The 12,981-nt window shown below is 59.5% G+C and carries 8 protein-coding genes; 1 reads left to right on the top strand and 7 read right to left on the bottom strand.

The features are described 5' to 3' along the window. Positions 1-18: 18 nt before the first annotated feature. From pheA to HF027_RS07680, 4 genes are all read right to left on the bottom strand, one after another. Positions 19-1,110, bottom strand: coding sequence for a prephenate dehydratase (gene pheA / locus HF027_RS07695; RefSeq protein ID WP_168014443.1), 1,092 nt, complete (start codon positions 1,108-1,110; stop codon positions 19-21). An 88-nt stretch (positions 1,111-1,198) separates the two neighbouring features. After that, the gene (gene serC / locus HF027_RS07690; RefSeq protein WP_168014441.1) at positions 1,199-2,299 is read right to left on the bottom strand and encodes a 3-phosphoserine/phosphohydroxythreonine transaminase; all 1,101 of its coding nucleotides are present in this window, start codon (positions 2,297-2,299) and stop codon (positions 1,199-1,201) included. 41 nt (positions 2,300-2,340) lie between these two features. Continuing rightward, positions 2,341-5,103 carry a DNA gyrase subunit A gene (gene gyrA, locus HF027_RS07685; RefSeq protein ID WP_168014439.1) on the bottom strand — a complete coding sequence of 921 codons (2,763 nt, stop codon included), beginning with the start codon at positions 5,101-5,103 and terminating at the stop codon, positions 2,341-2,343. A 121-nt stretch (positions 5,104-5,224) separates the two neighbouring features. Further along, positions 5,225-6,328, bottom strand: coding sequence for a CobW family GTP-binding protein (locus HF027_RS07680; protein ID WP_168014437.1), 1,104 nt, complete (start codon positions 6,326-6,328; stop codon positions 5,225-5,227). Positions 6,329-6,615: 287 nt separating this feature from the next. Here HF027_RS07680 and HF027_RS07675 point away from each other — a divergent pair, with 287 nt between their 5' ends. Further along, positions 6,616-7,764, top strand: coding sequence for a histone deacetylase family protein (locus tag HF027_RS07675; RefSeq protein WP_168014435.1), 1,149 nt, complete (start codon positions 6,616-6,618; stop codon positions 7,762-7,764). Positions 7,765-7,852: 88 nt separating this feature from the next. Here the strand turns inward: HF027_RS07675 and HF027_RS07670 are convergent, their stop codons facing one another. The 3 genes from HF027_RS07670 to lon all read right to left on the bottom strand — a co-directional run bounded on the left by HF027_RS07670 (position 7,853) and on the right by lon (position 12,969). Beyond that, positions 7,853-9,673 carry a SurA N-terminal domain-containing protein gene (locus tag HF027_RS07670; RefSeq protein ID WP_168014433.1) on the bottom strand — a complete coding sequence of 607 codons (1,821 nt, stop codon included), beginning with the start codon at positions 9,671-9,673 and terminating at the stop codon, positions 7,853-7,855. A gap of 439 nt (positions 9,674-10,112) precedes the next feature. Continuing rightward, a complete protein-coding gene (hupB, locus tag HF027_RS07665; protein WP_092528694.1) occupies positions 10,113-10,385 on the bottom strand; it encodes a nucleoid-associated protein HU-beta in 273 nt (90 codons plus the stop codon). 175 nt (positions 10,386-10,560) lie between these two features. Continuing rightward, positions 10,561-12,969 (bottom strand): endopeptidase La, encoded by a 2,409-nt coding sequence (lon, locus tag HF027_RS07660; RefSeq protein ID WP_168014431.1) that lies wholly within the window; start codon positions 12,967-12,969, stop codon positions 10,561-10,563. Positions 12,970-12,981: the final 12 nt, after the last annotated feature.

Raw genomic sequence — 12,981 nt, 5'->3', positions numbered from 1 at the left:
CGGAAGGCGCCGTCATGATCAGAGTACACCCACCGGATAGGAGCCGAGCACCTTGAGCTCGGCGCAACGCAGCTGCACTTCCTCGAGCACGGCCGCTACCTGCGCGTTGTCACGATGGCCCCGGAAATCGATGAAGAACACATAGTTCCAGACTCCGGAGCGCGAGGGCCGTGTCTCGAGGCGAGTCAAATCGATCTTATGCCGGTGGAAGGGTTCCAACAGGTCATGCAGAGCGCCAGGTTGGTTGCGCATCGCGACCACGATGGACGTCTTGTCCTCGCCGGAGGCCGGCACGTCCTGATTACCAATGATCAGGAAACGCGTCGAGTTGTCCGGGCGGTCCTCGACCGTCTCGGCGATCTTGTCGAGCCCATAAAGCTTGGCGGCCATATCGCCGGCAATCGCCGCACTGTGCCACTCGGTCTTGACCAGCTTGGCTGCTTCGGCGTTGGAGGAGACGGGCACTCGCTCGGCATGCGGATAATGGGCGTCCAGCCACTTGCGACACTGTGCGAAGGACTGCGGATGGGAATAAATACGCGAGACCTTGTCACGGCGTGTATTACTCGATACCAGCAAGTGGTGATGAATGCGCAACACCACCTCGCCACAGATGCGCATGGAGGAGTCCATGAAGGAATCGAGAGTGTGGTTGACCACGCCCTCGGTGGAGTTCTCCACCGGCACCACGCCATAGTTCACGGCGCCCGCCTCGACCTCTCGGAACACTTCATCAATGGCCGCCATGGGCAGGCTGATAGCACTTTCACCGAAGTGCTTGAGGGCAGCTTGCTGGGTAAAGGTGCCCTCGGGCCCCAGGTAAGACACCTTGACTGGCTGCTCGAGTGCCAGGCAGGCCGACATGATCTCGCGGAAAAGGCGCGCCATTTCCTCGGCATCCAGCGGGCCTTGATTGAGCGTCATGATACGCCGCAACACCTGCGCCTCACGCTCGGGCCGGTAGAAAACCGTATCCGGGTCGGAGCTGGTCTTTACCTTGGCGACCTGACTCGCGCACTGGGCGCGTTCACTGATCAGACGAAGGATCTCACCATCCAGGCCATCGATGCGCTGGCGTAGCGCATCGAGATCGATGGGGGTGTCACTCATTCGATTTCCCCTACACTAAACCCCTGATTCGACAATGGTGCGGCCAACGCCGAGCGCGATGACTCAGGCGGTGCCGCCCGCTGCGACACTAGCCGCGCCGACGCTCGAAGTCGGTCATGAAATCCACCAGGGCATCGACCCCGGCTTCGGGCACTGCGTTATAGAGACTCGCGCGCATGCCACCCACACTACGGTGACCCTTGAGATTGAGCAGACCGGCCTCTTCGGCTTCGGTCAGGAAAGCCTTGTCGAGGCGATCATCGGCCAAGACGAAAGGCACATTCATCCGCGAGCGGTTGGCCAGCGCAATGGGATTGGAATACATCTCGCTTTGATCGATGGCGGCGTAGAGCTTGGCCGCCTTGCGGTCATTGAGTGCATCCATCGCTTCGAGCCCGCCAATTTCGTGCTTCAGCCACTGGAACACCAGGCCTGACAGATACCAGCTGTAGGTTGGCGGCGTGTTGTACATCGAAGCGTTCTCGGCCATGACCTTGTAGTTGAACATGGTCGGCGTCTCGGGACGCGCACGCTCCAGCAGATCATCACGCACGATCACAAGCGTCAGACCGGCCGGGCCGATATTCTTCTGTGCACCGGCATAGATGATGCCGAAGCGTGAAACATCTATGGGACCGGACAGGATCGACGAGGACATATCGCAGACCACGGGCACGCGGCTGCCATCGGCCAGGCGCCCCTCGGGCACATAGTCGAATTCGAGGCCACCGATGGTCTCGTTACTCGTATAGTGCAGGTAAGCGGCATCGCTCGAGAGCACAATGTCATCCTGGCGCGGCACGGCGGTCAGGTCATTGGCCTCACTGGAGGCCGCCACATGGGCCCCAGACAGGTGACGCGACTCGGCAATGGCCTTCTTGCCCCATATCCCTGTGTAGAGATAGTTGGGGGTACCGCCCTGACCCAGCAGGTTATAAGGCAGCATGGCGAACTGCATGGAGGCACCGCCCTGCAGAAACAGCACCCGATAGTTATCGGGCACCGCCAGCAGCTCACGCACATCGGCTTCGGTCTGCTCGGCAATGGCCACGAATTCGTCGCTACGATGGCTCATCTCCATCACCGAGAGACCGCGACCATGGTAGTCCAGCAGCTCTTCGCGAGCCCTTTCGAGCACGGCGGTCGGCAGTGCCGCCGGCCCCGCACAAAAATTAAAATGACGTGTCATCGGCGTATTATTCCAGACTGATGGTATCGGCTCGAAGAGGGTCAGTGACCATCTTCAGGTGAGTCGTCGCCGTCCTGGCCCGCTTGCGGCGTTCCATCGGAGCCTTCTTCCCCATCGGAACTTTCCTGGGTATCAGAAGCCTCGTCGAGCGACGCATCAAGCACCTCACCGCTGATCTCTTCCTCTTCCGGCTCGTCGATACGTACGGTCTTGACCAGCGCCTCGCCTTCGCCGAGGCGGATCAGCATCACGCCCTGCGTATTGCGCGAGGTGGTAGAGACCTCTTCGACACGGGTACGCACCAGCGTGCCGCGATCGGTGATCAGCATCATTTCATCGGCGGAATAGACCTGCATCGCCGCGACCAGGTCGCCGTTGCGCTTGCTGGTCTGCATGGCAATGACGCCCTGCCCGCCACGACCCCGCAGCGGGAACTCCTCAAGGCGTGTGCGCTTGCCAAAGCCGCGCTCGGAGGCGGTGAGGATATAGATCTGCCCACCGTTACCGGCCGCTGTCACATCTTGCTGCGACTCGTCATTAACGTCGGCATCGCCTTCATTCTCGACATCGATCTGCTGAGACTGCGGGATGATCAGGCTGATCACCTTGGCGCCATCCTGCAGGCGCATGCCGCGCACACCGCGGGCGGTACGCCCCATGGCACGGACATGAGACTCTTCGAAGCGAATCGCCTTGCCATTGGAAGACAGCAGCATGGCATGATCGCTGCCTGAGGTGATGGCGGCGCCGATCAGGTGGTCATCTTCATCGATGTCGATGGCAATCAGGCCGACACTGCGTGGGCGCGAGAATTGATCAAGACTGGTGCGCTTGACCGTACCCTTGGCCGTGGCAAAGAAGATAAAGCTGTCGGCATGGTAATCGCGCACCGGCAGCATAGCGCTCACGGCCTCGCCTTCGTCCAGCGGCAGCAGGTTGATCAAGGGTTTGCCACGCGAGCCACGACTGGCATTGGGCATCTCGTAGACCTTGAGCCAGTAGACCTTGCCCTTGTTGGTGAACAGCAGCACGGTGTCATGGGTCGAGGCCACCAGCAGGTGTTCGATGACATCCTCGTCCTTCATGGCCGTCGCCGACTTGCCGCGACCGCCGCGACGCTGGGCCTGATAGTCGGACAGCGGCTGGGTCTTGGCGTAGCCGTTGCGGGAAATGGTCACCACCATATCCTCTTCGGCGATCAGGTCCTCGATATGCAGGTCCAGATGACTGATCTGGATCTCGGTGCGACGCGAATCACCATACTGATCGCGGATCGCCTCGAGTTCCTCGCGAATCACCTCGAGCAGGCGATCGGCCGAGGCCAGGATCGCCGTCAGCTCGGCAATCTTCTCGAGGATCCCCAGGTACTCGTTGAGCAGCTTCTCGGTTTCAAGGCCGGTCAAGCGGTGCAGACGCAGTTCAAGGATGGCCTGGGCCTGGGCGGGCGAGAGCCGGTATTGTTGCCCTGCCTCATCGAGACCGAAGCCTTCTTCCAGGTCCTCAGGCTTGCAAGAGGTCGCCCCGGCACGCTCCAGCATGGCGGTGACCTGCCCCGGCTGCCAGGCACGGGCCAGCAGCTTGTCCTTGGCTTCAGTGGCCGACGGCGAGGCCTTGATCAGCTCGATCACCTCGTCGATGTTGGAGATGGCGACCGCCAGACCCTCGAGGATATGCCCTCGCTCGCGGGCCTTGCGCAGCTCGTACAAGGTCCGCCGGGTCACCACTTCGCGACGGTGGCGAATGAAGGCCTCGAGCATCTGCTTCAGATCCAGCGTCTTCGGCTGACCATCCGACAGGGCGACCATGTTGATACCGAAGACATTCTGCAGCTGGGTCTGGGCGAAGAGGTTATTGACCACCACCTCGCCACTCTCGCCGCGCTTGACCTCGATCACCACGCGCAGACCGTCCTTGTCGGACTCGTCGCGCAGTTCCGCAATGCCGTCGATCTTCTTGTCCTTGACCAGTTCGGCGATCTTCTCGATCAACCGGGCCTTGTTCACCTGGTAAGGCAGTTCACTGACGATAATGTGGTCACGACCGGTCTTGTCATCATGCTCGATGGTATGACGGGCGCGTACATAGATACGTCCACGGCCGGTCCGATACGCATCGAGGATACCGGCCTTGCCGTTGATGATGCCCCCGGTCGGGAAGTCCGGTGCCGGGATGTACTCCATCAGGTCATCGACCGACAGGGTATGGTCGTCGATCAGCGCCAGGCAGCCGCTGATCACCTCGCTCATATTGTGCGGCGGTATATTGGTGGCCATGCCCACGGCGATACCGGAGCTGCCATTGATCAGCAGATTGGGCACCTTGGTCGGCAGCACGGCGGGGATGCGTTCGGTACCGTCGTAGTTATCGACCCAGTCGACGGTGTCCTTCTCGAGATCAGCCAACAGCTCATGCGAGAGCTTTGACATGCGCACCTCGGTATAACGCATGGCGGCCGCGTTATCACCGTCGATCGAACCGAAGTTACCCTGACCGTCGACCAGCACGTGACGCATCGAGAAATCCTGCGCCATGCGCACGATGGTGTCGTACACCGCACTGTCCCCGTGCGGGTGATACTTACCGATGACGTCACCCACCACACGGGCCGACTTCTTGTAGGGTTTGTTCCAGTCGTTGTTCAATTCGTGCATGGCGAAAAGCACGCGGCGGTGCACCGGCTTAAGGCCATCGCGCACGTCGGGCAGCGCCCGGCCGATGATCACGCTCATGGCGTAATCGAGGTACGACTGCTTGAGCTCGTCCTCGATGTTGACTGGCAGAATCTCTCTGGCGATGTCACCCATGGGTCGTCAAATCCTTTGCACTGCGACTGTTTGGCGCTACAGGAGGCTGATGAGGCTAGCTTCGTGATAGCAATGCGAAATTGTACCACTCACCGCCTCCTAAAGGCAGCGTCACGACCCCCTAGCGCGGCGAGTTTGATGCTGGATTTCCTGCCTCCCTGCAGGCCAGCAGGCGTGACGCGAATGAGGCCGCCTCAGGCAGACCCTGTGCCCCTTCCTCGATGATCAGCTCAAGACGCGAATCACGCCGCCAACTGGTCGAGGTCAAGGTGACCTGACCCGACGCCCGGTTGTAGCACTGCCAACCGGCATCGCTATTCACTACTGCCTTGATGCGCAGCGTCGAGGGCAATGACTCAAGCAGCCTTGCCAGTGCATCCAGCGAAAAAACCTCGCTTGCATGAAAACGCCAACCAAGACTTCGGTAACCAAGCGACGCGCCCTCATCACACACCGGCGCCCCAGGGCTTGGCTCGCGATACGCGAATGCATCCAGCACGACCTGAGCCTGACTATCCCGGGCAGTGGAATGCGCGGCGGGCTGGGAAGGCCTCGCCTTATCCAAGTCATTCTCGGCATAGCGCCCACCTTTGCTATCCGAGGCATCAAGCAGTCGCGATACCGGCAACTGCCCATGAGGTGCCGACTCGACCCAGCGCTTGGCGGGCCAAAGATTCGCCAGATAGGCGTCGGCTTCACGGCACTGCGCCTCTGTCGACAGGTCGGTCATGGTCAGCGCCACGCCATCGGCCATTTCCAGCTGGTCGCGAAAGGTCTCGTTGCCCCGTGCACGCGGCTCATCGAGGCGACGCGGATCCAGCAGCGTGATGATATCGCGCACGTCCAGCACCTCGGCGAAGGCCTCTCCGCGCAGCAGATCCAGCAGCCCTGCCGGATGCCCCAGCCCCGAGGGCTCGATGATCAGCCGGTCGGGGCGATGACGGTGCAAAAGGTTGACCAGGGAGGCTTGCAGCACGAAGGCCAGCTGGCAGCACAAGCACCCGCCGGGCAAGCCTTTGACCACCACATCCTCACGCTCCTCGAACATGGCTTGGTCTATACCGACCTGACCAAACTCGTTGATGACCACGACCCAGCGCTCGTCTGGCGGTTTTTGCGTCAGCAGGTGACGAATTAGCGTGCTCTTGCCACTACCCAGAAAACCGGTAATGACGTGTACCGGAATGCACGATAGCGGAGCGCGTGAAGAAACGTGAGAAGGCACGAAGCAAGTCCTTGACGAAAGCGAAGACAAAGAAGTAACTGTATAACATTATTGTCCTGTTTCAGCATGCCTTCCGGGCAGGAAGCATGCTGACAAAACAGGTGAGAGACTGACGGGGAACAAAGGGACATCACCATGGGGTTATTTGCCGCATTGTGGTGAGGACGTGGCACGACCCCGCCATAGGGCAACATTGCCAACATCCGCCGAATTGCTATAGCGACCGGAGGCGACGACACTAAGGCGAGCGCCGGGGCAAACGCCTGGCAACCTTAACGTGACGGAGAATGCTCGTGATCGGAGACCGCTCAGTGCTAGTGATCAATGACGACCGCATGCTGAACCATCAACCCGATATCCAGGACCCCTTCCTGCCTGGCCGCCTGGACCGGCGAGTCAGAGAAATTCTCAATGGCCTGGCCGTACAATGGAAGTATCCCGAACACCCCGGCCGGATCACCGCCATCATCAATCGTCTCAACGCCGAGCCCATTTCGGGGGTGCGCTTCGCGCCCGCCAAACCGGCCACGATGGAAGAGCTGGGCCGCGTCCATACCAGCGCCCACCTGCGGGAAATTGACCGCATGCGCGGTCAGCACGCTTGGCTGGATGTCGATACCACAGCGGTCTCACCTGGCAGCATAGAGGCAGCCGAAGTAGCCGCGGGCGCCGCCATCGGAGCCGTCGAGGCCGTCTGCAAAGGGCAAGCCCAGAGCGCCTTCGCGCTATGCCGCCCACCAGGCCATCACGCCGAACCGGCTCGCTCGCGAGGCTTCTGTTTTTTCAACAATGTGGCCGTTGCTGCCACCCATGCGCAGCAGGAACTGGGCATGGAGCGTGTTCTGATTGTCGACTGGGACGCCCACCATGGTAACGGCACTCAGGACATCTTCTGGGCCTCGCCGAATGTCATGCTCTTCGACACCCATCGTGCCGCCCCCTTTTATCCAGGCTCGGGCCTCTTGGAAGATGTCGGTGCGGGTCTCGGCGAGGGCACCACCATCAATGTGCCCTTGCCCGGCGGAGCCGGCGACCACGCGATACTGACGGCTTTTCGCGATATCCTGGTACCCGCGACAGAGTGGTTTCAGCCAGATCTGATCCTGATCTCAGCAGGCTTCGATGCCCATCGGCTCGATCTGTGCCTGAACGTGAGCTATGAGGGCTTTGCCGCCATGACTGCCATTGTCCAGAGCCTGGCCGACCAGCACTGCGAGGGACGACTGGCACTGGTACTCGAAGGCGGCTATCACCTGGAATCCTTGTCTCAGGGCGTTCACAGCGTGCTGCAGGTGCTGGCCGGTGGCAACGCCCCCACCCCAGAGCAAATCGGCCTCGCCGAGGTCGCCGCCGCCAGCGACTTTCATAGAACAGCGTTCACTCTCGATTCATCACCCAACACCCGTGACGGCCCTACCGACCACCTGACTGAGTGATCGAGTGCGCACAAAAAAACGCGACCCTGGCGGGTCGCGTCTTCATTTACCGAAAGCCAGGGAAGGCCATCCACCCCGGTAGCGCGTCTTAAAGGCGCTCGATCTCGGCCTCGTTGCGCAACTGCTCGAGTAGGCCATTAACCACGGCCTGGGCGCGCAGCCGCTCGACAAGCTGTGCGACGCGAGACTCTGACGCATCGGATGCATCGCCTTCTTGCACGGCGTCCAGGGCCACCAGCGCCACACCATTCTGCGTCGCTGTCTGGCCATAAACCGGCGACTCGCCTTCTGGGTGCGGCAGCCGGAACGCCAACGCATTAACCGGCGACGGCACCTGGCCTGCGCCTTGGCGTGTAGCCGATTCAACCTGCTGCCAGTCGACCGCCTGTTCTGAACCATCACGCAGCGCGGCAACACGCTCCTCGGCAAGTGCTTTCAGTGCCTCCTGCACCTTGCGTTGCTCGACTACCTCGGTCACACGGTCACGTACAGCGTCCAAGGGTAGCGTGGTCGCGGGACGATGCTCACGCACGCGCAGCACCAGGCGACGATCTTCATCGAGTTCGATAACTTCGCTGTTGAAGCCTTCTTCGAGCACATCCGGCGTGAAGGCAGCCTCCATGACACCCGGCTCGGCCAGCACGCCTTCGGCACCGGCAGCTGATACCCAATCACTGACCTGAAGCTCGGCCCCCACATCCTCGGCGATGCTTGCCAGATCATCGGCAGCGAAACTTTCATCGATCAGCTGCTGGACGCGCTGATTGAAAAGATCATCCACCTCGGCCATCGCCACCTCGTCGCGAAGTTCATCACGCAGGGCCTCGAAAGTCGGAACCTCTATCTCGGTCACCTTGAGCAAATGGAGGCCGTTATCCGTTTCAACGATGTCCGAGACCTGTCCCTGCTCGAGAGAATACGCCGCATCCTCGAAAGCTTCGCCGAAGAAGCCACGACTGATCACGCCCAGGTCACCACCGCTATCGCTGGTAGAGGTATCGTCCGACACTTCTTTGGCGAGCGAGGCAAAGGCGTCGCCTGCATCCAGACGCTCTTTCACCGTATCAAGGCGTGTCACCGCCTCTTCACGACTGCGCTGATCGCCAAAGGTCACCATGATGTGGGAAACGCGACGGTCGGCATTGCTGACACGCTCGGCATAAAGCGAGCGCAGATCCGACTCATCGACCTCTACCTGATCAGCCAGTTCAGTACGATCCAGCACCAGATAGGCAAGCTTCACCTGCTCCGGGCGCTGATACTCATCACGGTGATCCTGATAATAGGCGTTCAGATCGGCACTGGTAACTTGCGGCCTTTCGTCAAGATCAGAGGCAGTGAGCTGCTGATAGCGATAACGACGCGTCTGGTTTTGCAGCGCCGCCAGTTGCTGCTGCTCATCCTCGAGCATGAACTCACTGGCAGAAAAGCCTTGCTGGAGCTGCTGACGCTGCATGTCATCGCGCAGCTGTTCACGAAACGCCAGAGGCGTATAGCCGGCACTTGCCAGGCGATTCTTGAACAACTCGCGAGAGAAGTTACCTTCCTGGTTCTGGAACTCAGGTAGCGAAACAATCAGCTCATCAATCTGGCTCTCGGAGAGATGCAACCCACCCTCTTCAGCGTATTGATCCAGCAGCGAGGTACTGATCAGCTGATCGATCACCTGACCACGTAGCTGCCGCTCCTGCTCAGGTGGCACCTGACCACTGCGGATAGCGCGTTGCACTTGCAACTCTACCTGCTGACGAGTGATCGACTGACCATTGACGGTCGCGACATCATCACTGCCAGATGAGACCAAACCGATCAGTGAATCGACCCCAAAAAGGGCCATGGTCGCGATCACCGCGCCGATGATGATCTTGGCGCCCCAGCTGGTGGAGCGATCCCGAATACGTTGCAGCATTACTGGCCTCGGCTGGAGATTGGCAAAAAAAGCGGTTCATTATAGGCGCCTGATAGGGTCTTGGAACAACCATGGTCAAGATACTGAGCATCAGGCACAGCGTATTAGCGACTAAACCTCGGGCACTGCTTTTCAGAAAACGCGTTTCAGATGATACAGGCCATGCACTAGGCTTTGTCTGAAAAGTCGACGAGCGAAGGCCAGACAAGGCAAAAATTGGCGAAAGAGCGGAGTTTACGGGGTGTAAATGAGCATCTTGAGCCGATTTTTAACGCCGTATGGGCGAGCGCAGTACTTTTCAGACATTGCCTAGATTCACGTCACGGAGCGTCTTCCACTGAGCCAGGACGACGCATGAAATGGCGACCAATAAAAAGGCGCACCGCTAAGCGATGCGCCATGGTCAGGACCGTCAGTCCACCGGGCTGAACCCAGAATCTCAGTTGACGGAATCCTTGAGCGCCTTGCCGGCCTTGAAGCTAGGCACTTTGGCTGCGCTGATTTCGATCGGCTGACCGGTCTGTGGATTGCGGCCAGTACGCGCGGCACGCTCCTTGATGGAGAAAGTGCCAAAGCCTACCAGAGAGACGGAATCGCCCTGCTTGAGGCTTTCAGTAACGCTATCCACCATGGCGTCGAGCGCACGACTTGCAGCCGCCTTGGGAATGTCGGCAGACGCGGCGATGGCTTCGATCAGCTCAGATTTGTTCACACTTCACCCCTTGACTGTTTCAGAAATTACTGGAAATCGACGCTATCTTGAGGCGGCTTATTCGATCACAGCAAAGCGTAATTTATAGCAATGCCACCAAAGATCGTCAAGCAACTATTGGCCCCAAGCCCCACCATGCCAAGGTTTGGGCCTTGGCATGGTGGAAAAATCACCTCTAATGAGTGCTGATCACTGTCTGGGATGCGGCAGGTTCATCCTTGCGATTATTATCAGACTCAAGCGTAGACTTTTCAGCAAGAGCGACATCAAGTACCTCATCAATCCAACGCACGGGACGAATATCCAATGCGTCCTTGATATTGTCAGGCACTTCTTTGAGGTCGCGACGATTTTCCTCAGGAATTAGCACGGTCTTTATACCACCGCGCCTAGCGGCCAGCAATTTCTCCTTGAGTCCGCCAATCGGCATCACCTCACCGCGTAGATTGACCTCACCGGTCATTGCCACCTCGCAGTGCACCGCTCGCCCGGTAAAGGCCGAGACCATCGCGGTGACCATAGCAATGCCGGCACTGGGGCCATCTTTTGGCGTCGCGCCCTCGGGTACGTGGATGTGCAGGTCTTCTTTCTCGAAACGCTCGGTATCGATGCCAAGTGCCTTTGCCCGCGAACGCACCACGGTCTGCGCGGCGCTCACCGACTCCTTCATGACATCACCGAGAGAACCGGTCTTGTTGATCCGCCCCTTCCCTGGCGTCAGCACGGATTCGATGGTGAGCAGCTCACCCCCTACAGACGTCCAGGCAAGACCGGTAACACGCCCAACCTGATCTTCCTGGTCGGCCAGCCCGTAGTTGAAGCGACGCACACCAGCGTGACGCTCGATACCGTCGGCGCTAAGACGCTCAGGTGCTTGAGCCCCTTCTTTAGCCTGCGCCTCGATACGTTCACGCAACACCTTGCGGCAAACTTTCGCGACCTGGCGCTCAAGCTCACGCACCCCGGCTTCACGAGTGTAGTAGCGAATCAGCTCGAGTACAGCATCATCCTCGAACGTCAGCTCGTCGTTCTTCAGGCCATTGGCCTTGAGCTGCTTGGGCACCAGGTAGCGCTTGGCAATCGCAAGCTTCTCGTCTTCGGTGTAACCCGGCAGACGAATGATCTCCATGCGATCCATCAGCGGACCCGGAATATTCATCGAGTTGGCGGTACAGATGAACATGGTCTCGGACAGATCATAATCAAGCTCGAGATAGTGATCACTGAACTTGTCGTTCTGCTCCGGATCCAGCACCTCGAGCAAGGCCGACGACGGGTCGCCGCGATGATCCATACCCAGCTTGTCGACTTCATCGAGCAGGAACAGCGGGTTCTTGACCCCGGCCTTGCTCATGCGCTGCACCACCTTGCCGGGCAGCGAGCCAATATAGGTACGGCGATGTCCGCGGATTTCGGACTCATCGCGCACGCCACCAAGCGCCAGGCGCACGTACTTGCGATTCGTCGCCCGAGCGATCGACTGTCCCAGCGACGTCTTGCCGACCCCGGGTGGGCCCACCAGGCACAGCACCGGCCCTTTCAGCTTCTTGACCCGCTTCTGAACGGCCAGGTACTCGAGAATGCGTTCCTTGACCTCTTCAAGCCCGTAGTGATCTTCATCCAGCACTTTCTGGGCCCGCAGCAGATCGTGCTTCACGCGAGTGCGCTTCTTCCAGGGCACCGCGATCAGCCAATCCAGATAGGAACGAACCACGGTTGCCTCAGCCGAGCTCGGCCCCATCATCTTCAGCTTGTTGAGCTCTTGAGTGGCCTTGTCGCGAGCCTCCTCTGGCATGCCGGATTCTTCGATCGCCTGCTCGTACTTCTCGGCCTCATTGGGCACATTGTCGAGCTCGCCCATCTCTTTCTGAATGGCCTTCATCTGCTCGTTGAGATAGTACTCGCGCTGCGACTTCTCCATCTGGTCCTTGACCCGCGAACGGATGCGCTTCTCGACCTGGAGCAGATCAATTTCGGACTCAATCAACGCCATCAGGTGTTCGATACGATCGCGGACGCGATCCATCTCGAGGAGCTGCTGCTTGTCACCGATCTTCAAGGACAGGTGAGCACAGATGGTATCAACCAGCCGACTGGGATCCTCGATCCCTGACAGCGAGTTCAGCACCTCATTGGGGACCTTCTTGGACAGCTTGACGTATTGCTCGAATTGATTGAGCAACACGCGCACCAGCGATTCCTGCTCACGCTCGGTGAGTGGCTCGCTCTCGCGCAGGGTAACCTCGGCCTGGCTATAGCTTTCGTCGACCACGGTAATATCGCCGACATCGGCTCGCGAGGCGCCCTCGATCAGCACCTTCACGGTGCCGTCAGGCAGCTTCAAGAGCTGCATGATCTCGGCGACAGTACCCACTGCGAACAGATCGTTCGTATCAGGCTCGTCCTGACCGGCCTCGCGCTGAGCGACAAGCAGAATCCGCTTGTCGGCAGCCATGGCGGCCTCAAGGGCCTGAATGGACTTCTCCCGCCCCACGAACAGCGGAATCACCATCTGCGGGTAAACCACCACATCGCGAAGCGGCAATAGGGGCAGACTCTGGGTCTGTTCGTCGTTCTGCTGCATCGCAGACGTTCC

Source organism: Halomonas salinarum (assembly GCF_012062845.1).
GTDB classification, from domain to species: Bacteria; Pseudomonadota; Gammaproteobacteria; order Pseudomonadales; family Halomonadaceae; genus Onishia; species Onishia salinarum.
The sequence above is the reverse complement of the archived record's forward strand: the minus strand, read 5'-3'. Positions and strand labels throughout refer to the sequence as shown.